Origin of the sequence: Leucobacter sp. USCH14 (genome assembly GCF_037619215.1) — a bacterium.
Classification (GTDB): Bacteria; Actinomycetota; Actinomycetes; order Actinomycetales; family Microbacteriaceae; genus Leucobacter.
The window spans coordinates 56185-76409 of record NZ_JAQPZP010000011.1 but is presented as its reverse complement, the minus strand read 5'-3'; the positions used below and the strand labels follow the sequence as shown (position 1 = coordinate 76409).

Below are 20225 nucleotides of genomic sequence, written 5' to 3'. Positions count from 1 at the left end.
TGTCCTGCTTTCTTTCGGTGGGTATTACTGCGTCAATCCCGCTGAGATGCGCTCGGTGTTCGCGCGCATCATCTCGAGGTAGGTCTCTGCGCCCTCGCCCGGTTCCGTCAACGACTCGGTGAAGAGCTCTTCGACGTTCACGTCGATGTCGGCCTCGCTCGCCAGCACCTGCACCAGTCGGTCGGGCTGCGACGACTCCGCGAAGATCGTGGAGACGCCCGCCTCCGTGATCGCGTCGCTGAGCCCCTGCAGATCGGCGGCGCTCGGAGCGGCGAGCGTGGTGCCGCCGGGAATCGCCGCGCCGATGACGCGGAAGTCGTATCGGTCGGCGAGGTATCCGAACACGTGGTGATTCGTCACGAGCGCCCTCCGCTCCGCCGGGATCGCCTCGAAGGCCTCCGTCATCTCCGCGTCGAGCGCCTCGAGCTCGCCCCGGTACGACTCGGCGTGCTCCGCGAGCTGATCCGCGTCGACGCCGTCGATCTCGGACGCTCGTTGCACGACCGCATCGACGACGTCGAGCATGGTGGCCGGGTCGGTCCAGAAGTGCGGGTCGGGGTTGCCCTCGGCGTCGCCGCTCGCGTAGGGCAGCGCCTCGACGACGTCACCCGCCACGAGCACCGGCGCTCCGGCATCGGCGGCCCGATCGAGGTGCTGCTGCAGCCCCTCCTCGAGCCCGAGCCCGTTCGACACGATCAGGTCGGCGTCGCCGAGCATCGCAGCCTCCTGGGCCGAGATCTCGAACGAGTGCGGGTCGGCGTTCGGGCGCATGAGGGTGGTGACCTCCGCCTCATCGCCGACGACCTCCCCGACGACATCGCCGAGGATGTTCGTGGTGACGACGATCTGCGGTCGATCCGCGTCGCCCGCCTCTCCCGGCGACGAGCAGCCGGCCAGTGCGAGCGACGCCACTGCGAGCGCCGCGATGACCATGGAGCGCCGCGCGGTCATCGTCCGGTCTCCGCGAAGAAGTCGGCCGCGACCGCGGGCTCCAGCGTGCGGGCGACTCGGGCGCCATCGGCGTAGTCGATCTCGTGAACGACGCCCGTGGCGGGGTCGTTCACGTAGGCGCGCTGCGCATCGACGGTGAGCGACACCTGTGCGTTGCGGTCGGCATCGGTGACGAGCGGGTCGGTCGCAGCGATCTCAGCTCCGCTCGCGTTGAGGACTCGCACGGAGCCGTCGGTCGCCAACGTCACGATGTGCTCCGATTCATCGTCCACTGCGGCCGCGGCGGCGGGGCGCTCGGGCATCGCGATCCAGCTCCACGACTCCTCGCGAGTGTCGAGCAGCCAGACCCCGCTCCCGTCTCCGAGGCCCGCGACGGTCGGGCGGCCCTTGCGAGCGGAGAACTCGGTCGCCGCAGGTGCGGCATCGGCGGGGTACGCCACCTTCGTCAGCTCGGTGCTGCCCTCTTCAGCGGTTGCGAGGACGGCGCCGTCGGCGCATCCGACGACCAGCGCGAGCCGCGTGGTGATCGTGCCCGACGCGTCGACGCACTCGATGGCGTCGATCTCGGATCCCTCGGCGTCGACGGCGCGCAGCCGCTCGATGTCACCGTTCGCATTCGCCTCGGTGACCAGGGCGCCCGTGCCGAGCGGGGCGATCAGCCCGTCGTGCGGTGCGACGTCGAGCCGCATCGTCTCGTTGATCTCGCCCTTCGACAGGGCGGCGTTGTCGAGCAGCACGGCTTCACCCGATTCGGGGAAGAAGACGCCGGTGCCGCCCGCCGTCGCGAGCATGCCGGTGGCGACCGTCGCGACCCCTGAGCCCTCGACGGTGCCCGGCATGGCCGGATCAGCGCGGTAGTAGTGGAAGTGGTCGACGTGATCCCACGTCCATTTTCCGCTGTCGACGATATCGACGCCGCGATCGTCTGCGACGAACGCGTAGCGCCCGTCCGATGTCACCGCCTCGGGTGCGCGAACGTCGTCGAGATCGGTCTCGGTGCCGTCGAGCAGATCGAGGAGCGACACGGATCCGCCGGCGTCGATCGAGACCAGGTGCAGCGGCGGCTCGGGGGCCTCGACGGCGCCTTCGACCTCGCCGTGGCCGGCGCCGGTGTCGTCGGAGGATTCGGCGGACGTCTCGGTGTCACCGGAAGCGGGCGCATCGGAGGGTGAGGCGCTGCAGCCGGCGAGCAGGAGACCCAGGGCGGTGGCGCAGGCCAGAGCGGCCGTGCGGGATGGGCGGAGGGAGAGCGGAGACATCGTGCCTTTCACGAGAGAGGAGTGGTGCGGGGAAGTGCGGTGGATCGAGGAGTCGGAGTGCGGGCCACGGGCGATGCGTCGCCCGCGGCGGAGGGGGAGGCGCTCGTTGCGTGTCGAGCGCGACGGAGGCCGGTCGCGATGCGCATGAGCAGCCCCGAGAGCGCTGCCAGGGCGATGGCGCTGCCGGCGATCGAGGCGCCCGCGGCGGTGCCGAAATGCCATGAGGCGAGCAACCCGATGAGCACCGCGCACGCGCCGACGGCGGTGGCGAGCACCATGCGGGTCGCGATGCTGCGCGTCCAGGGCGTCGCCGCCACGGCCGGAGCGAGCAGGAGCCCGACGACCAGCAGCGATCCGACCGCCTGGTACGAGCTGACGACCGCCAGGGTGACCAGGCCGACGAGCACGATCTGAGCGAGCTGCGGTCGCAGGCCGAGCGTTGCGGCGATGCGCTGGTCGAAGGCTGCTGCGACGAAGCGGCGGTGGAAGCCTGCGGCGACCCCGACCGTCACGACCGCTGCGCCGGCGAGGAGCCAGAGGTCTGCGGTGGTGATGGCGAGGATGTCGCCGAACAGCATGGCGGTCGCGTCGGTGGCGAAACTGCGGGAGTGCGACACGATGATGACGCCCAACGAGAGCATGGCGACGAACAGCAGGCCGATGCTCGTGTCGTACGAGAGACGACCGCGACGCTGGACCCAGCCGATCAGCACGCTCATCGCGATCGCGCTCACCGCCGCTCCGAACGTCGTGGGCAGCCCGATCACCGTGGCGAGGGCGACGCCTGGCAACATGCCGTGCCCCAGCGCCTCGCCGAGAAAGGCCATGCCGCGAATGACGACCCAGGTCCCCACGACGCCGCAGACGAGCGCCACCAGGGCGCCCCCGATGAGAGCGCGCAGCACGAAGTCGGCGGTGAAGGGTTCGAAGATCAGGAGCACTCGACCATCCTATTTATAAGCGAGAATCATTATCAAAATCAGTTAGACTGGCGGCATGTCCCTCCTGCCTGAGGCCCGCGAATCCCGCGCGGCCGCTTCGCGCCCTGCCCTCCACGCCACCGATCTCCACTTCGCATTCGACGGCGTGCCCGTGCTCAAAGGAGTTGACATCGCCCTCGAATCGGGCGTCGTCACGGCGATTGCGGGCCCCAACGGGGCGGGTAAATCCACGCTGCTCGAGGTGATAGCCGGCGTTCGGGTGCCCTCGCAGGGACGGGTCGCGCGATCCGGATCGATCGCACTCGTCGTGCAGCGCATCGCCGCCCCCGACGCCCTGCCCGTCACCGTGCGAGAAGTGGTGACGATGGGCACATGGGAGCGCAGGCGGACGAGCCGGGCCGATGCGCGGCGACGAGTGACGGATGCGCTCGAACGCGTCGCCCTCGACGAGCTGGCGGATCGTCCGTTCACGGCGCTCTCCGGGGGTCAGCGGCAGCGAGTGCTGCTCGCCCAGGGCATCGCGCGGCAGGCGCAGATCTTCCTGCTCGATGAACCGGCCTCCGGGCTCGACTCCGAGAGCCGTGAGCGCACGCAGGCGATTCTCGCCGAAGAAGCCGCACGCGGGGCGGCTGTCGCGTGCGTGACCCACGACGACGCCGCGATCGCGATCGCCGACCGCGTCGTGCGGCTCGACGGCGGAGTGCGCGTGGCATGAGCGCAGCACTGCGCACAGCCGGAGCGCAGAGCGCGGCCTAGACTGGTCGGTACGCTGCGTTGCGCGCGCAGGGGTGGACCGAGGAAGGGTGGTTGCCGCTCAGATGATCACCGAACCCGTAGCCGAGATCGATCTCGACGCGATCGCATCGAATATCCGCGTGCTCTCCGCGCTCGCGCCGACCGCCGAACTCATGGCGGTCGTGAAGGCCGACGGGTACGGGCACGGTGCCGTGCAGGTGGCGCACGCCGCGGTGGCCGCGGGAGCCGGATCGCTCGGAGTGGCCACCATCCCCGAAGCGCTGGCGCTCCGGGACGGGGGCGTGCGGGCGCCGATTCTGGCCTGGTTGTCGACGAGCGGCTACGCCGATGCGATCGCGCGCGATGTGCGCCTCGGCGTCAACTCGCAGCGTCAACTCGTGGCGATCGCGGCCGCGGCTCGCGAGGTCGGGCGGCCGGTCGAGGTGCACGTGAAAGTCGACACCGGGCTCAGCCGCAACGGCGTCAGGGAGTCGGAGCTGCCGGACGTGCTGCGGCAGCTCGGGCAGCTGCGGGCGGAGGGCGCGGTGCGGGTGCACGGGCTCTTCAGCCACCTGTCGCACGCCGATGTTCCCGAGCATCCGCAGAACAGCGTGCAACTGGAACGGCTTCTGTCAGCCCGCGCGGCGTTCGACCGGCACGGGATCCCGGTCGAGCAGATGCATCTGGGCAACTCGGGCACCGCTCTCGCGAGGCCCGACCTGCACCTGGACGCTCTGCGCCCGGGCCTCGCGATGTACGGCTACACGCCGTTCGAAGCGCCCGACTCGTCGCTGACGCCGGTCATGACCCTGAAGGCGCCGCTCGCGCTCATGAAGCGGGTGCACGCCGGCGACGGGGTGTCGTACGGGCACACCTGGATCGCGGAGCGCGACACCACGCTGGGCCTCGTGCCGCTCGGCTACGCGGACGGCGTGCCGCGCATCATGTCGGGCAGGTTCGAGGTGGCGATCGGCGATCGGCGCTTCCCGAGCGTCGGTCGCGTCTGCATGGATCAGTTCGTCGTCGATCTGGGCCCCGACGCATCGGGGGTCGCCGAGGGCGATGAGGTGGTGCTCTTCGGCCCCGCGCAGGGGTGGCGCCCGAACGCGCGCGAGTGGGCGAACGCTGCGGGCACGATCCCGTGGGAGATCCTCACCAGCATCGGCTCGCGGGTGCCGCGCAGCTACGTTCGCACGGCCTGACCCCCGCCGCGCCACCCCTCCGTCCCTCCCTCTCCCTCCCTCTCCCCATCCCCCTTTTTGCGAGCGGGGTCACTTTGGGAGCGTGTCACTCCTCGTTTACGACGCGACACCCTCCCGAAGTGACCCCGCTCGCAGGATGGGTGGGGCGGGTGGGGCAGCGCGGGCCGGGCGGGGCGGGGCGGGTGGGCAGCGCGAAGCGGGCGCAGCGTGGTAGACAGGGAGCACCCGCGCCCGCGACCGATGGAGGAGCACCATGGCAGAGCACGCACCGTTCACCGCGCACAACGGATTCGTCCTTCCCCCGATCGGCCTCGGCACATATCGCCTGAACGGTGATGCGGGAGCCGAGGCGGTCGCCGAAGCGGTGCGCGCGGGGTACCGGCTGCTCGACACGGCCGTCAACTACGAGAACGAGGGGTCGGTCGGGCGCGGCGTGCGGCTCGCGGGTGACGCCGGCGAGGGCGTCATCGTGACGTCGAAGCTCCCGGGGAGGCACCACGAGGCGCCCGCGAACCGAACGAGCATCGAGGAGAGCCGCTCCCGGATCGGCGTGGATGCGATCGGTCTCCATCTGATCCACTGGCCCAATCCATCGCAGGGGCAGTACGTCGACGCTTGGCAGGGACTCGTCGATGCGCGTGAGCGCGGTGTCGTCGAACAGATCGGCGTCTCGAACTTCCTCCTCGATCACCTCGAGCGCATCGAGGGCGAAACGGGCGTGCGCCCGGTCGTGAATCAGCTCGAGGTGCACCCGTACTTCCCTCAGGTGGAAGCCGTCGAAGCGCATCGCGAGCTCGGCATCATCACGGAGGCGTGGAGCCCGATCGGCCGCGCGGGGGCGATTCTCGAGGAGCCGGTGATTCGCGAGCTGGCGCAGTCGCACGAGTGCACGCCCGTGCAGGTCGTGCTGGCCTGGCACGTCGCCCGCGGTGTCGTATCGATCCCTCGCTCTCAGCAACTGGAGCGACAGCGGCAGAATCTCGCCGCCGCAGATGTGCAGCTCGACGACGCCGAGGTGGAGGCCATCACCGCACTCGGCCGCCCCGATGGTCGGCTGTTCGGGGCGGATCCCAGAACGCACGAGGAGCTGTAACCCGACGTCGGGCTGTCGGGCGCTGCCCGGGGTCGGCGGTCAGCGGGCCACTGTCGAGGCGGGCGCGTTCGCCGGGGCAGTCGCGTCGCCGACGATGTCATCCGCGCGCACCGCGATCCACTCGATGAGCGGAAGCATGCGCTCCATGAGTTCGCGCCCGCGTTCGGTGAGGCAGTACTCGACGTGCGGCGGCACGGTCGGCAGCGATTCCCGGTGCACGATGCCGTCCGAGACGAGCTGACGCAGCGTCGAGGCGAGCATCTTCTCGCTGATCCCCTCGACCTCGCGTCGCAATTCTCCCCACCGGTGAGTGCCGTCGGACAGGGTGCAGAGCACCAGCACGCCCCATCGGCTCATGACGTGGTCGAGCACGACACGCGTGGAGCACGCCGGCGAGAAGGCGCCGGTTTCGCGAAGTTCCGCATAACTTACCATTTGGAGAGTACCTTACCGGAAAGTGGGTACCTGCGGAAGGGAATGTAGACGGCGCTCCGACCGCTGGACTGCGTGAACCCCCGTCGAAAGGAACTCACCATGACCATCCTCGTGACCGCCGCAAGCGGAGCCCTCGGGCACCTCGTGATCGATGCCCTGCTCGCCCGAGGCGTCGCGCCCTCCGAAATCGTCGCGGGAGCGCGCACCCCCGCCAAGGCCGACGACATCGCGGAGCGGGGCGTCACAATCGTCCCGCTCGATTACGACGACGCCGCGTCGGTGGAGGCAGCGTTCGTCGGTGTCGACCGCGTACTGCTCATCTCCGGAAGCGAAGTCGGGAAGCGCGCTGCGCAGCACCAGGCCGTCATAGATGCGGCCGTGCGCGCTGGCGTGAAGCAGATCGCCTACACGAGCCTGGCGAATGTCGAGCGGAGTTCGCTGGTGCTCGCGCCCGAGCATCTCGCGACCGAGCGCGCCATCGCGGAGTCGGGCCTGCCCGCGACGATTCTCCGAAATGACTGGTACGCCGAGAACTACGCTGCGAACCTCGATCAGGCCGCGGCCACGGGCGTGCTGCTCTCGGCGACGCGCGGCGGACGCGTCTCCGCTGCGGCACGCGCCGACTATGCCGAGGCCGCTGCTGTCGCGCTGATCGGCGACGCGCACATCGGCGAGGTGTACGAGCTCGCGGGGGATCCCCTCACCTATGACGAGATCGCTGCGGCGATGGGGCGGGCGCTGGGGCGCGACGTCGAGCATCGCGACGTATCCGCGGCGGATCTGCGGGCCGCGCTCGAGAGCGCCGGCCTCGACGCGGGCACCATCGATTTCCTCACCGGTCTCGATGAGGGCATCGCGGCAGGCGATCTGGACCTCGAGGACCCGACGCTCGCCGCGCTGATCGGGCGGCCGACGACTCCGCTGGTCGAGGTGCTCCGCGCCGCCCGCGGCTCGGAGCCCGCGAGCTGAGCGACGCTCGTCGAGCGTCACCCCGAAACGCAGAATGGGCCGCGCACGAGATGTCGTGCGCGGCCCGTTCTGCGAGACGAACTCAGACGGCGATCTTCTCGCCGGCGAGGATCTTCTCGACCTCTTCGTAGGCATCCGCTTCGGAGATGCCACGTGCGAGGGCGAACTCGGTGACCAGGATGCCGCTCGCGCGCTGGTACATGGCCTTCTCGCCCGTCGAGAGCTTCGCGCCCTGGCTCCGGCGCCACAGGTCTCGCACGACCTCGCCGACGCGGTGCACGCTGCCGGAAGCGAGCTTCTCGCCGTTCGCCTTGAAGCGGCGCGACCAATTGCCGGGCTCCTCGGTGAACTCCTCCTGCAGAATCTGGATGAGCGACTCGATGCCGTCGCGGTCGATGAGTTCGCGAACTCCGATTTCGCTCAGCTGGTCTGCCGGGATCTGAATGGAGAGTTCGTTGAGCAGCGGCTGCAGAGTGAGCCACGTGCGCTCCACGCCGCCGATCTTCTTCACCTCGATCGCAGTGATCGTAACCGCACCGTGATGCGGGTACACGAGGGTGTGTCCCACGACGTGAGACTGCTGCATAGTGATCTCCTCAGGCAATGTCGTGTGCGGACGCATGGGCTGGATGCCTCACGGTCTCGACGAGCGCGAGGGGAGCGAACGCTGCGAAACGCGGCCCGACTGCGCCCCCGAACTTGCGCTTCCTACTAATTTTACCCGATTCGGTCGGATTTTTCCAATCGCAGGCAGTATGATGCCCCGCCTCCGGTTGCTTGCAGCGCGCGGGAGAAAGCTCAGTTCAGCGCGATGATGCCGATGTTGAGGGTGGTGGCGAAGCCGAGCCAGAGCAGGTAGGGCACCATGATCCAGCTGGCGATCCTCGACCACTTCGCTGCGGACACGGCGAGCGCGATCACGACGAGGATCAGCGCGATGATGATGACGGCGGCGATCCACCAGGCGGCCGCTCCGAACACCGGGTATCCCGCGAAGAATACGGGCGTCCACAGCGAGTTCAGCACCATCTGCACGACGAAGAGCATCAATGCGGAGTGAGCGGCGTTCGGCCCGCCCATGCGAAACCCTGAGCGCCAGATCAGAAATCCGGCCAGGGCGATCAACGCGTACAGCACGGTCCATACTGGGCCGAAGACGGCGTTCGGCGGGTCCCAGGGGACCTTCTCGGCGTTCGCGTACCAGCCGTCCACGTTGCCCGACGAGGCGAGCGACCCTCCGAATGCGACCGCTGCGACGATGAGGAGGAAGGCGATGGCGACGATGACCTGGCGCAGCGTCGTCGGCCCTTTCGCCCGAGCGATAACGTCTTCATCTACGTGCGTGGGCATGTTCGCTGCGCTCCTCCCATTGGCCTTCCGGCTCGTTTCATCAGCCGCATCTCACTCTGCCTACCGGGAAACCTGGGCGCCAGGGGGTTGCGATCGCCGTCGGTGCACGCGCGCCGCCCACGAGAAAGGTCCGGCGCCGACGCGTCGCACGATCGTGTGCGCGACGCGTCGGCGCCGGACCTTCTCCTGGCTCCGAGCCCTACTGGCCCGAAATGTTGTCTCGAGCCTCTCCGGCTCGCGACTGCACGTCATCCTTCGCCGAGGCGGCCTCGTCCTTGACGTGCTCCACGGCTTCCGTCGCGGTCGACTTGACCGCTTCGGCGGCCTCCGCAGCGGGGTCCTGCAGGTTCGACGCCACCGACTTCGCGGCGGCGGTCGCCTCGTCGACGAGCGGCTGCGCGCCCTCGCGGAGTGACTGCGACACCTCCTTCTCCTTCTCGGTGCTCGGGATCAGCGATGCCGCGACCAGCCCGACGCCGAACGCGATCAATCCGACGGCGAGCGGGTTGCCCTCGGCCTTGGCCTTCACGGTGTGCGCGGCATCGTGGGCCGCGTCACCCGCCCGCTCCGCCGCGTCCGAGGCCGACCCGCTCGCGTCGTCGGCGGCGCCCATCACGCGATCCTTGAACGAGCCGAACTTCGACCGGACTTTGTCCTTCTGACGGTCGACGATCTTGCCGGGCGTGACCTTGTCGACCAGTGCGTCGGTATCCGCCCCGAGGGAACGGCGGGTGCGCTCGATGTCGGCGCGAATGGCATCAGGTGAATCGTTCATCGGTTCTCCTCATTTCGTTTGAGTGTGGGAATGAATTCCTGAAGGGTCTCCATCGTCTGCGGAGCGCCCTTCACCTTCTTCAGCTGCGCCTTGCCGATCACGAACAGCACGGCGGCGATCACAGCCCAGATGACGGCGACGATGAGCCCCGACCAGCCGCCGCCGACGAGCGTCGCCAGCGCGGCCCAGAGGGCGATCGAGAGGAAGAGCACGACCATGCTGCCGGCGTAGGCCGCGCCGCCGAGCATCCCCGCACCGCGCCCGGTGTTCTTCGCCGACTCGCGCAGTTCGGCCTTCGCGAGCGCGAGCTCCTGGCGCATCAGCGTCGAGAGGTCGCCGGTCACCTCGCTGAGCAGGTCACCGAGCGATTCGTTGGCTGCGCGTTCTTCAGAGGGGGTTGGATCGGCCATCTGCGCCTCCTCCCGTGATGTCGCCGTGGCGGGAACCGCCCTGAACACCCGGGGTCGAGGCCGGGGCGCCAGGGGCCGTACCCGGGGCGCCGGGGCCTCCGCCGGGAAGGGGCGATTCAGGGGCGACCGGTGCGGGCGGTCTCGGATGGCCAGACGCCGGAGCGACCGGCGCCGGAGGGGCCGCGGGGGTCGAGGCGGGAGCCGCGGGCGTCGAGACCGGAGCCGCGGGCCGCGAAACGGGGGCGGCGGGGCTCGTGCCCGGCGTCGACGTGCCGGCGACGGGGCGCACCGCAGATGCACCGGTGCTCGACGAGCCCGAGCCCGATGATCCCGTTCCGCTCGACTGCTGCTCGTGCGCGCTCGAAGCGAGCGCCCGGGTGAGTCGGCCGGCGACCACGCCGGCAACCGCGGCAATGCCGATGAACGCTCCAGGTCGGCGGCGCGCGAACGCCTTCACCTCGTCGAGCACCTCACGCGGCTCGTGACCTTCGAGCCAGTCGCCGATCCGCGCGACCTTCTGCGATGTCTGCCGCACGAGGTCGGGCGCGACGCCGCCGCCCGATGCGCTCGAGGCCATCGCATCGAGGTCGTCCCCGGCGCGCTGGAGGCCGGTCGCGAGGCGCGACTGCTGCTTGGACGCCTCGTCGCTCAGTTCACGGGTCGTCTGGGCGACGAGCTCATGGAACTGCATCGACGCCTCTTCGACGACGTGACCGGCTTCGTCCTTGGCCGTGTGGGCGACATTGCCGGCGCCCTCCTGCACGGTGTGGGCGAGTTCGCCGGCCTCCTCCTTCGCGGTGTCGACCGTGCCGGACGATGGGGTGCGATTCGGATTCGCGTTTCCGCTCCCGAGGAGCTCATTCTCATGGGACATGTTCTCTCCTTCCACGCCGGATCGTTGCCGGTGTGACACCGTTTGTAGTCGAAGGCGTTCGAGAGGTAACGGGCCTTGCACGGTCGGCGATCATGTGCCATCCGCGCGGATGAAGAGTGCTGAGTCAGACGCTCCGGTCGACGGGGATCAGTGCGACGGAGATGTCGCCTCCCGACACCTCGGCGAGCATCATGGTGCATCGAGGCTGCCGACGCCGATCCGTCGGCGAGCCGGGGTTCAGCAGGCGCATGCCGCAGGGTGTCGTGGAATCCCACGGGATGTGCGAGTGCCCGAAGACGAGCACGTCGGTGCCGGGGAAGCCGACGTCGGCCCGACGCTCGCGCCCCGCCGCGGCGCCGGTTTCGTGCACGACCGCGATGTCGAGCTGTTCGACGCGCACGCGCGCAATCTCGGGAAGCCGAACGCGCAGCTCGGGCCCGTCGTTGTTGCCCCATACCCCGACGAGTTCGCGCGACGCGGATTCGAGCAGGTCGAGCGTATCCGTGTCGACCCAGTCTCCCGCGTGAATCACGAGGTCGACCTCGGACGCCGCCGCGAGCACCGCCGACGGCATCCGCTTCGCCCGCTTCGGGAGGTGCGTGTCGGATACGAGGAGCAGACGGGTGGCCATGCCCCACTCATATCGCGGCACACGTGCACGACGCAAGGCACTGCCGCGATCCTTCGCCGCATTTCACCATTGCTCCATGCAGTCCTGGATCGCGACCACCGTGGCAGTCACCCGTGGCGCGCGCGATTGAGTCGTACGCTCCGATCGGCGACGGTCGCACCGTCGCGCTGGTCGGTACGAACGGGCGCATCGACTGGCTTCCGCTGCCGAACCTGACGAACGTTCCGGTATTCGCCCATCTGCTCGATGAGCGCACCGGAGGGTACTTCGAGCTCGCCCCCGACCTCCCGGAGTCGGAGTACCGCACGCAGCGCCGCTACGTGCCGAATACCAATGTGCTCGAGACGACCTTCATCACCGAGGAGGGATCTGTGCGCGTGACCGACGCGCTGGTCTCGGGCATTGCGGGCCGACTGCCCTGGGCTGAGCTCGCGAGGCGCGTCGAGGGCCTCGACGGCCGAGTGCCGATGCGCTGGGCCGTGCACCCGGGTACATCGCTGCAGACCGCGGCCCCGTGGATCGAGCGCACCTCGCACGGGCATGTGGTGCGCAGCGGCGCGACCGCGTTCACCGTGATCGGTCTGGAGCACGGCCCGTCGGATCCCGACGTCGACGGCGAACGGGGGCCGGAGCTCGAGGGACGCTTCGAGGCCCGAGCAGGATCGCGGCACCTCGTCGCGCTCGCCGCCACGCACGACGAGCCCCTGCACTTCCCGAACCCGGAGAAGGTCGATGTCGGGATCGACCGTACGATCGACAACTGGCGCCACTGGTCGCACGAGTTCTCGTACGAGGGCCCCTACTCCGAGCTGATGCAGCGCAACGCGCTCGCGCTCAAGCTGCTCATCTACAGCCCGACGGGCGCGATCGCGGCGGCGGCGACCACCTCCCTTCCCGAGAACCCGGAGGGCGGGAAGAACTGGGACTACCGCCTCGCCTGGGTGCGAGACCTCGCCTACACCGCGCACGCGCTCGTGCGCTTCGGGCTCCGGGAGGAGACGCAGGCCGCACTCTCCTGGATGCTGCAGACGATCCGGAAGCTCGGCCCTGAGCTGCACGTGATGTACACGCTCGACGGCGAGCTCGTGCCCGAACCGCAGCGACATCACGTGCCCGGGTGGCGCGGCATCGGCCCGGTCGTCTCGGGCAACCCCGCGACGCAGCAACTGCAGCTCGGCGTATACGGCGACCTCATCGCGATCTGCCGCACCTACGTCGATGCCGGGAACGTGCTCGACGTCGCCACTGCCCGCATGCTCGCGGGAGTCGCCGATCGCACCTGCGATCTCTGGCGCAACCCCGACTCCGGCATGTGGGAGCTGGGCACGGACCGCCACTACGTCTCGTCGAAGATGGGGTGCTGGAAAGCGCTCGACGACGCGGCCGCGCTCACCGAGGCCGGTTCGATTCCGGGCTCCGCTCACCGTTGGCGGGCCGAGCGCGATCGGATTCGCGAGTGGATCGACGAGCACGGCTGGTCGGAGGAGCGCCGCTCGTACCTGTTCTACGCCGGCGGCGAGGAGCTCGACGCCTCGGTGCTGCTGCACGCACCGACCGGCTTCGACCGCGGCGAGCGCATGTCCGCGACGATCGATGCCGTGACCGCCGAGCTCGGAACGGGCCCGCTGCTGTATCGCTACAGCGGCGCCGAGCGCGAAGAGCACACGTTCGTGGCGTGCGCCTTCTGGCGCGTCGAGGCGCTCGCGTGCGTCGGGCGTCACGAGGAGGCGCTCGAGCTGATGGACGCGCTGGTCGACTGCGCGAACGACGTCGGCATCTACGCCGAGATGATCGACGCCGATACCGGGTCCGCGTGGGGCAACACCCCGCAAGCGCTCAGTCACCTCGCGTTTCTCGGCGCCGCGATGACGATTCACGACGTCGTGCCCCCAGAACTGCTCGAAGGCCGCTGACGGCTCCGAGCGCCAGACCCACCCAGGAAAACGAGTGAAAGGAAACACCATGTCACGTGACCAGTACACCTTCGTCAACCCTGCCGAACTCTATGCGGACATCAAGCCGCAGAAGCAGCACATGCCCGAACCCGGCCTCGATGCGGACCTCACGCCGAAGGCCGATCTGGGAGAGGAGAGCTATCGGGGGAGCGGGCGTCTCAAGGGACGCAAGGCGCTCATCACCGGCGGCGACTCGGGCATCGGGGCGGCGACCGCCATCGCCTTCGCACGCGAGGGCGCGGACGTCGCGATCTCCTATCTCCCCGAGGAGGAGACGGACGCGCAGCGCGTCGCGGGCATTCTGCGCGACGCCGGCGTGACGGTCGCGACCCTGCCGGGCGATCTGCGCGATGCCGGCTACTGCCGCTCGCTGGTCTCCGATGCGGTTTCGCAACTCGGAGGCCTCGATATCCTCGTCAACAACGGTGGGAAGCAGGTCTACCAGGAGGCCCTCACCGACCTCACCGATGAGCAGTTCGACGACACGTTCAAGACGAACGTGTACGCGATGTTCTGGATCACCAAGGCGGCACTGCCGCACCTGGCTCCGGGGTCGGCCATCATCAACACCACGTCGATCCAGGCGTACTCGCCGGCGGCGATCCTCGTCGACTACGCCTCGACGAAGGCGACGATCAACGCGTTCACCAAGGGGCTTGCGGCTCAGCTGGCGCCGAAGGGCATCCGCGTGAACGCCGTCGCTCCGGGGCCGATCTGGACGCCTCTGCAGCCGAGCGATGGTCAGCCGCAGGAGAAGATCGAGGAGTTCGGCGCCGAGACCCCGCTGGGCCGTATGGGTCAGCCGGCCGAACTCGCCCCCGCCTACGTCTTCCTGGCGTCCGCCGAGTCGAGCTACGTCGCAGGCGAGACGCTCAACGTCAACGGCGGCATGCCCACGCCGTGACGATGACGCGCAACGTGCGGATGTTCCGGTCGTCACCCGGCATTCTCGTCGAGAGCATTTGGTGGGATGCGCGAACGGAAGAGGTGGTGTGGGTCGACATCGTCGCGGGCCTGCTGCACCGCGGGCGACTCGACGGAGCGGCGGACGGCAGCGAGGATCGCGTGATCCGGCTGCCACCGCCGCTATCGGCCGTGCAGCCGGCGGCGGGCCCTGGCCCCGAGGGCGGATACGTTGTCGCACTGGAGGACTCCGTAGCGCTGCTCGACGCCGACGGCGAGCTCGTGCGGGAGGTGGCGCGATTGCGCCACCGCCGCTCCGGCATGCGCCTGAACGAGGGGAAGGTGGACCCGTTCGGGCGGTTCGTGGTCGGGGGCCTGAGCGTGATCGGCGATACCCCGGATGCGGATCTCTGGTCGGTCTCGGCTGATGGGGACGTGACGGTGCTGCGCGGCGGGTTCGGCATCACCAACGGCATCGAGTGGTCCGACGACGGCCGCACCATGTACGTGACCGATACGTCGACCTCGACGATCTACCGCGGTTCGTACGGCCCGGGCGGCCTGCTCGGCGAACTCGAGCCCTTCGTCACAGGGCGCCCGAGCGACGGACTCGCGCTCGCGGAGGACGGGACGTTCTGGAACGGCCTGTACGGTGAGGGCGTCGTCGCCCGCTGGTCTCCGAACGGAGATCTGCTCGAAGAAGTGGCGATCCCCGTGCCGAACGTGACGTCGGTGGCGTTCGCAGGGCCTGACCTCGAGGTCGTGCTCGTCGGCACGGCCCGCGAGAATCTCACGGAGGAGCAGCTTCGGGCGGCTCCGGATTCGGGTGCGATCTACATCTTCGACGGCGGAGTTCGCGGTCGGCCGGTCCACGCGTTCGGAACGACGACGAACACGGGGCGACCCGATACGGAGTGATTCGGTCGCCGGCGCCTTGTCAGGGGCGGTCGAAGCCCTCGAGTTCGAAGTCCCAGCCGGTGGCCTGCATCTCCTCGTCGAGGAGCGGGCCACCGGTGATCGGCTGCGGATAGCTCGGGTGCGTTCGGAGTTCGTCCGCCTGCTGCGAGAAATCGGGCTGCTCGTCGCCGGCCCACGGTGCAGGCAGCGAAAGCACATCGTTTCCGACCCCGATGACGAGATCGGCGGTGCCGACGTGGTCGTGATCCTCCGTGACGATGGGGATCCTCACCGCCTCCGCACGTCCGTTCTTGGCGACGGCGGCGGTGAGTTTGACCAGCGCCTCAGCGACATCGTCAGTGGTGGTGACGGTTTCTCCGGCGTAGGTGATCGTTCTCATGCTGCAACACTCGCACGCAAAACCGCGGAGCATCAGGCGCTTGTGCTTTTCGGGGAGTGCCGGGTATACGCGGGGCAGCGTGCGCATCCTCCACCGCCTTAGCGCCCGCCCCTCGGCCTCGGAGGAGGATCGAGGAAGAGCCTGCCCGAATCTGCCCGAGTGTGCCATGCTGCTTGCATGGGTTTTCTCATTCACGGCGGAAATGATTACGAGTTCGAGGATCGCGTGCTCACGCACCTCAAGACCGTCATCGGCCAGAAACTTCTGAAGCAGGAGAGCTTCTTCCTCAGCTGGACCCGCACGCCCGAGCAGGGCAGCGGCCGGGTGTCGGTGTGGCTCTCGCCGTATGTAACCGTGGCGTTCCGTTTCTCGGGGAGCAAGCGCCCGGAACTCAACGTGACGTGGCTCAGAGCGTTGAACGCGCTGTCGAACACCCCCCGCGGGTTGATCGTGATCAGCGAGGAAGAGGCCGAGGCTTACGCGAAGAAGAACCCCGACCTGGTCTGACGGCGTCGTCAGCAAGCGGGTGGGTTCATGTTCGCAGAGTTGCCGTGGACCGTCCTCGCATGCGCCGCATACGCGGCGAATGTCGGCATCGGCACCGCGAGCCTGCGAGGCCGCCGCGTTCCCAGAGCGTGGCACGGACGCGTCTTCTTCGTGGCCCTCGGGCTCACAGCGGTCGCGGCGCTGACGTCGTTTCCCGGCCAGCCCGCCCGGGGAGCGGCACTCATCGTCGCACTGGTGCCGCTCGCCTCACTGCCGTTCTTCGGAAGACCGGTGCGGCGCAGCCCCAGCACGCACATCATCATCGGGCTGGTGGCGGCGCCGTGCTTCGCGATCGCGCTGCTGCTCTGGGCGGCTGCGGTGTTCTGACGCTGCCCGGCGTCGGGTTCTGACGCTGCCGCGTATCGAGTTCTGCAGGAGTGAGAGGAAGGCGAGCATGGAGTTTCGCGACGTGCTGTTCAATCGGAGAACGACGAACGGGCCGTTCCTGCCGGATCCCGTTTCCGAGGAGCATCAGCGGTTGCTCATCGCCGCCGCTGCTTCCGCGCCATCGCAGTTCAACAGTCAGCCGTGGCGCTTCGTGGTGATCGAGGATCGCGACACGATCGACACGATAGCGCGCGTGAGCGGCGAATCCATGACCGCGGTCATCGGCGAGGGGTCGTTCTTCACGCGCTACAAGCGGCACTTCAGGTTCAGTGCGGAGGAGATGGCGGAGCATCGCTCCGGCATGTACTTCGACAAGCTGCCGGCTCCCCTCCGCCCGTTCACCCGCGCCGTGTTCACGGCCTCCGGGCTCGCGATGATGCGCATGCTCAGAGTCCCTCAGACGCTCGGCGAGGAGAATCGGAAGCTCGTCGCCGGGTCTCCGCTGATCTTCGGCGTCATGCTCGACCGAGAGGAGCGGGCGGCTCACCCGCTCGCCGACTTCTACTGCCAGTTCAGCATGGGCGCCGCGGTAGAGAACATCTGGTTGACGACCGTCGAACTCGGGATGGGCATTCAGTTCATCTCGTTCCCGATGGAGGCGCCGAAGCAGTGGGAACGCCTGTCGAAGCTGCTCGACGTGCCGGATCACCTGGAACTGATGGCGCTCTACCGTCTCGGGTACGTGCCGAAGGACCAGCAGCGGCCGAAGATCGATTGGTCGAGCCGGGAACGCCGCCCGCCCTCGCAGTTCGTGTACCGCGAGACGTGCCGCACGCCGCAGCAGGGCTGGGACGACGCGACCGTCTGATGCGCGCGACGAAGAACCGTTCGAGGCGCGTGATCGGCGTCGTCGGAGCCTCGGTGTTGGGAGTGCTCGTCCTCGCGATCGGGGCGTTCGTGTTCTGGGCGAACCTCACCTACGCGGCGCTGCCGGAGCCGCTCACCGAGGTCGCTCGCGACGACCGCGTCTCGGTGGCCGAGCGCGACGGCGCGATCGTCATGACGCCGACGAGCGGCGCCGGCGAGAGCGGCCTCGTCTTCTTCGCGGGAGCGAAGGTCGAGCCCGAGGCGTACGAGGCTACGTTCCGGGAGACCGTGGCGCAGGGGCGGACGGTGGTCATCGTGCAGTCCTTCCTGAACCTGCCATTGCTGGAGACGCGTCCGCTCAGCGACTTCACCGGCCTCGCCCCCGAGGTCGATACGTGGGCGGTCGGGGGCCACAGCATGGGGGGCGTGCAGGCGTGGCGATTCGCCGCCTCCGACCCGAAGACGGTGCAGGCGCTCGTGCTGTTCGCCTCGTACTGCGCGGACGACGCCCTCGCCCACCGCGACGACCTCGATGTGCTGTCGCTCTCGGCGGCGAACGACGGCCTGGCGACGCCGGAGAAGATCGAGGTGTCGCGCGCCGATCTTCCCGATGACACGGTGTTCGAGGCGATCGAGGGCGCGGTGCACGCGCAGTTCGGCGCCTACGGCGAGCAGCCGGGTGACGGAACGCCGACCATCTCTGACGATCGAGCGCGGGCGGAGATCAGTGCAGCGCTCGAGAGTTTCTTCGGCCTCGCTGCGGAGGAGGGAGGCGTTCGTGGTCGATGATGGCGGGGGCGCGCAGATCCTGACGGTCGGCCACTCGACTCACCCCATCGAGGAGTTCATCGAGCTGCTCGGCGAGGCAGGGGTGACTCGCATCGTCGACATCCGCAAGCTGCCGGGCTCTCGCAGATTCCCGCAGTTCGACGCCGATGCACTCGCCGATTCCCTGCGCGGCGCGGGCATCGCGTACGAACGGGAGGAGCGTCTCGGAGGGCTTCGGAAGTCGACGGCCGAGGTCGATCCCGGGGTGAATGCGTTCTGGCGCAACGCGAGCTTCCACCGGTACGCAGACTACGCGACGACAGGTGAGTTCCACTCCGGTCTGCAGCGACTGCTTCAGCTCACGAGCACTGACGGGCTCTCGGCACTCATGTGCGCCGAGGCCGTGTGGTGGCGCTGCCATCGGAGAATCGTCGCCGACCATCTCATCGCCCATGGCGTGGAGGTCGGGCATCTGATGCCGGACGGCCGCTGCTCGCGCGCCGAGCTGACCGCCGGCGCTCGGATCGGCGCGGGCGCGACCGTGCGCTACCCCGCCGATTGATACACGTCGGGAATGCCGTCGTCGTCGGCGTCGACGGCCTCGCGCTGCGCGATGCGACGATATCGACGATTGCGCGAGCCGAGGAGCAGCGAGGCGAGAATGGCGGCGACGACTGACGCGCTGAGAATGGCGACCTTCGCGATGTCGTGCTCCTGCGTTCCTGGAGCGAACGTGAGCTCGGCGATGAGCAGCGATACGGTGAAGCCGATTCCGGCGAGCAGGCCGACGCCGACCATGTCGATCCATCGCAGTTCAGGATCCAGCCTGGCGCGCAGCACTTTCGTCATCACCCACGTCGACGTGAGGATTCCGATCGGCTTGCCCACCACCAGCGCGATCACGATCGCGAACGTGAGCGGGTGGGTGAACGCGTCGCGCAGCCCGTCGACGCCTCCGATCGGAACGCCGGCCGCGAAGAACGCGAACACCGGGACGGCGAACCCGGCGGAGATCGGTCGGAAGCGGTGCTCGAACTCCTCAGCGAGCCCCGGGGTTCCGAGAGCCTCGTCCCGCACTTCTCTCCGATGCAGAACAGGGATCGCGAAGCCGAGGAGTACGCCGGCGATCGTCGCGTGGATACCCGACGCGTGCATCAGGGCCCACGCGACGATGCCGACCGGCAGCAGGATGCACCACGCCGCAGCGGCGTGACGGCTGAAGAACACGCGGAACCGTTGTGCGACCACGGCGTACACCGCGATGACCGCAATGGCCAGCACCAGCGGGACGACCTCGATGTGGTCGGTGTAGAAAAGCGCGATGATGCTGATCGCGAGCAGGTCGTCGACCACCGCGAGGGTGAGCAGGAAGATGCGCAGGGCGGGCGGCAGGTGGGAGCCGATGATCGCGAGCACCGCGACGGCGAAGGCGATGTCCGTCGCGGTCGGGATCGCCCAGCCATGGTGCAGCTCGGGTCGCTGCGACGCGATCGCCGTGTAGATCAGCGCGGGTACGAGCACGCCGCCGGCGGCGGCGGTGATCGGAACGATCGCGGAGCGGAAGTTCCGCAGATCCCCCTCGACGAATTCGCGTTTGAGCTCCAGCCCGACGAGGAAGAAGAAGATCGCGAGCAGGCCGTCGGCGGCCCACGTGCCGAGGCTCAGCTCGAGGTGCCAGGGCTCGTACCCGATCTCGAAATCGCGCAGGGCGACGTAGGCGTCGGACCAGGGGGAGTTCGCCCAGATGATCGCTACGGCCGCGGCGATGACGAGCAGGATGCCCCCGACCGTCTCCTTGCGGAGCAGCGTCGTGATGCGGCCGGCTTCGCGGTAGCTCCCGTATTCGGGGAAGGTCGGCTCGTGCTTCGGGCTTGGATGCGACATGATGAGACTCCATCCTATGCCGCCGTCGGCACGGCAGCGGCGATCCCCGTTCC

At 68.8% G+C, this 20225-nt stretch carries 24 protein-coding genes; 12 read left to right on the top strand and 12 right to left on the bottom strand.

Annotated elements, in window-relative coordinates; genetic code table 11:
• Nucleotides 1–24 precede the first annotated feature (24 nt).
• From aztC to aztB, 3 genes are read right to left on the bottom strand one after another with little or no spacing between them, the layout of a single operon-like run.
• Entirely contained in the window at nt 25–951 is a 927-nt protein-coding gene (gene aztC / locus PQI23_RS11445) for a zinc ABC transporter substrate-binding protein AztC (RefSeq protein WP_339974618.1), read from the bottom strand.
• Nucleotides 948–2210, bottom strand: coding sequence for an ABC transporter (locus tag PQI23_RS11440; protein ID WP_339974616.1), 1263 nt, complete (start codon nt 2208–2210; stop codon nt 948–950). The genes aztC and PQI23_RS11440 overlap by 4 nt, the downstream gene beginning before the upstream one ends.
• Before the next feature lie 8 nt (nt 2211–2218).
• Nucleotides 2219–3151, bottom strand: coding sequence for a zinc ABC transporter permease AztB (gene aztB, locus PQI23_RS11435; RefSeq protein WP_339974614.1), 933 nt, complete (start codon nt 3149–3151; stop codon nt 2219–2221).
• Between the two features lie 55 nt (nt 3152–3206).
• Here aztB and aztA point away from each other — a divergent pair, with 55 nt between their 5' ends.
• The 3 genes from aztA (at nt 3207) to PQI23_RS11420 (ending at nt 6181) form a co-directional block, all read left to right on the top strand.
• Complete coding sequence (gene aztA / locus PQI23_RS11430) at nt 3207–3866, top strand: zinc ABC transporter ATP-binding protein AztA (protein ID WP_339974612.1); 660 nt, start codon at nt 3207–3209, stop codon at nt 3864–3866.
• Between the two features lie 103 nt (nt 3867–3969).
• Entirely contained in the window at nt 3970–5088 is a 1119-nt protein-coding gene (gene alr / locus PQI23_RS11425) for an alanine racemase (protein ID WP_445238430.1), read from the top strand.
• A gap of 253 nt (nt 5089–5341) precedes the next feature.
• Nucleotides 5342–6181: an aldo/keto reductase gene (locus tag PQI23_RS11420; protein WP_339974609.1), complete on the top strand. Its 840-nt coding sequence runs from the start codon at nt 5342–5344 to the stop codon at nt 6179–6181.
• Between the two features lie 39 nt (nt 6182–6220).
• Here PQI23_RS11420 and PQI23_RS11415 read toward each other — a convergent pair whose 3' ends face one another.
• Nucleotides 6221–6616: a winged helix-turn-helix transcriptional regulator gene (locus PQI23_RS11415; RefSeq protein WP_339974607.1), complete on the bottom strand. Its 396-nt coding sequence runs from the start codon at nt 6614–6616 to the stop codon at nt 6221–6223.
• A gap of 99 nt (nt 6617–6715) precedes the next feature.
• Here PQI23_RS11415 and PQI23_RS11410 point away from each other — a divergent pair, with 99 nt between their 5' ends.
• Nucleotides 6716–7585 carry an SDR family oxidoreductase gene (locus PQI23_RS11410; RefSeq protein WP_339974605.1) on the top strand — a complete coding sequence of 290 codons (870 nt, stop codon included), beginning with the start codon at nt 6716–6718 and terminating at the stop codon, nt 7583–7585.
• 82 nt (nt 7586–7667) lie between these two features.
• Here PQI23_RS11410 and PQI23_RS11405 read toward each other — a convergent pair whose 3' ends face one another.
• The 6 genes from PQI23_RS11405 to PQI23_RS11380 all read right to left on the bottom strand — a co-directional run bounded on the left by PQI23_RS11405 (nt 7668) and on the right by PQI23_RS11380 (nt 11625).
• Nucleotides 7668–8171: a CarD family transcriptional regulator gene (locus tag PQI23_RS11405; protein WP_339974603.1), complete on the bottom strand. Its 504-nt coding sequence runs from the start codon at nt 8169–8171 to the stop codon at nt 7668–7670.
• A 212-nt stretch (nt 8172–8383) separates the two neighbouring features.
• The gene (locus tag PQI23_RS11400) at nt 8384–8935 is read right to left on the bottom strand and encodes a TspO/MBR family protein (RefSeq protein WP_339974601.1); all 552 of its coding nucleotides are present in this window, start codon (nt 8933–8935) and stop codon (nt 8384–8386) included.
• A 199-nt stretch (nt 8936–9134) separates the two neighbouring features.
• Nucleotides 9135–9710 (bottom strand): DUF3618 domain-containing protein, encoded by a 576-nt coding sequence (locus PQI23_RS11395; protein ID WP_339974599.1) that lies wholly within the window; start codon nt 9708–9710, stop codon nt 9135–9137.
• Nucleotides 9707–10120, bottom strand: coding sequence for a phage holin family protein (locus PQI23_RS11390; protein ID WP_339974598.1), 414 nt, complete (start codon nt 10118–10120; stop codon nt 9707–9709). Before PQI23_RS11390 ends, PQI23_RS11395 begins: the two co-directional genes overlap by 4 nt.
• On the bottom strand, nt 10098–10994 hold the full coding sequence (locus PQI23_RS11385) for a hypothetical protein (RefSeq protein WP_339974597.1): 897 nt from the start codon (nt 10992–10994) through the stop codon (nt 10098–10100). The genes PQI23_RS11390 and PQI23_RS11385 overlap by 23 nt, the downstream gene beginning before the upstream one ends.
• Nucleotides 10995–11118: 124 nt before the next feature.
• The gene (locus PQI23_RS11380) at nt 11119–11625 is read right to left on the bottom strand and encodes a metallophosphoesterase family protein (protein ID WP_339974596.1); all 507 of its coding nucleotides are present in this window, start codon (nt 11623–11625) and stop codon (nt 11119–11121) included.
• 113 nt (nt 11626–11738) lie between these two features.
• On the opposite strand from PQI23_RS11380, the gene PQI23_RS11375 reads away from it, so the two are divergent.
• From PQI23_RS11375 to PQI23_RS11365, 3 genes are read left to right on the top strand one after another with little or no spacing between them, the layout of a single operon-like run.
• The gene (locus tag PQI23_RS11375; protein ID WP_339974595.1) at nt 11739–13538 is read left to right on the top strand and encodes a glycoside hydrolase family 15 protein; all 1800 of its coding nucleotides are present in this window, start codon (nt 11739–11741) and stop codon (nt 13536–13538) included.
• A gap of 49 nt (nt 13539–13587) precedes the next feature.
• Nucleotides 13588–14484: an SDR family oxidoreductase gene (locus PQI23_RS11370; RefSeq protein WP_339974594.1), complete on the top strand. Its 897-nt coding sequence runs from the start codon at nt 13588–13590 to the stop codon at nt 14482–14484.
• A gap of 2 nt (nt 14485–14486) precedes the next feature.
• Nucleotides 14487–15401, top strand: a complete 915-nt coding sequence (locus PQI23_RS11365) for an SMP-30/gluconolactonase/LRE family protein (RefSeq protein WP_339974593.1) — start codon at nt 14487–14489, stop codon at nt 15399–15401.
• A gap of 19 nt (nt 15402–15420) precedes the next feature.
• Here PQI23_RS11365 and PQI23_RS11360 read toward each other — a convergent pair whose 3' ends face one another.
• Entirely contained in the window at nt 15421–15780 is a 360-nt protein-coding gene (locus tag PQI23_RS11360; protein ID WP_339974592.1) for a hypothetical protein, read from the bottom strand.
• A gap of 177 nt (nt 15781–15957) precedes the next feature.
• Here PQI23_RS11360 and PQI23_RS11355 point away from each other — a divergent pair, with 177 nt between their 5' ends.
• The 5 genes from PQI23_RS11355 (at nt 15958) to PQI23_RS11335 (ending at nt 18850) form a co-directional block, all read left to right on the top strand.
• A complete protein-coding gene (locus tag PQI23_RS11355; RefSeq protein WP_339974591.1) occupies nt 15958–16287 on the top strand; it encodes a DUF7882 family protein in 330 nt (109 codons plus the stop codon).
• Nucleotides 16288–16314: 27 nt separating this feature from the next.
• A complete protein-coding gene (locus PQI23_RS11350) occupies nt 16315–16653 on the top strand; it encodes a hypothetical protein (protein ID WP_339974590.1) in 339 nt (112 codons plus the stop codon).
• 67 nt (nt 16654–16720) lie between these two features.
• Nucleotides 16721–17521, top strand: a complete 801-nt coding sequence (locus PQI23_RS11345; RefSeq protein WP_339974589.1) for a nitroreductase family protein — start codon at nt 16721–16723, stop codon at nt 17519–17521.
• On the top strand, nt 17521–18309 hold the full coding sequence (locus tag PQI23_RS11340) for an alpha/beta hydrolase (protein WP_339974588.1): 789 nt from the start codon (nt 17521–17523) through the stop codon (nt 18307–18309). Before PQI23_RS11345 ends, PQI23_RS11340 begins: the two co-directional genes overlap by 1 nt.
• Nucleotides 18299–18850 (top strand): DUF488 domain-containing protein, encoded by a 552-nt coding sequence (locus PQI23_RS11335; protein ID WP_339974587.1) that lies wholly within the window; start codon nt 18299–18301, stop codon nt 18848–18850. Before PQI23_RS11340 ends, PQI23_RS11335 begins: the two co-directional genes overlap by 11 nt.
• Here the strand turns inward: PQI23_RS11335 and nhaA are convergent.
• Nucleotides 18835–20172, bottom strand: a complete 1338-nt coding sequence (gene nhaA, locus PQI23_RS11330) for a Na+/H+ antiporter NhaA (RefSeq protein ID WP_339974586.1) — start codon at nt 20170–20172, stop codon at nt 18835–18837. The two genes, PQI23_RS11335 and nhaA, sit on opposite strands and share 16 nt — an antisense overlap.
• Nucleotides 20173–20225: the final 53 nt, after the last annotated feature.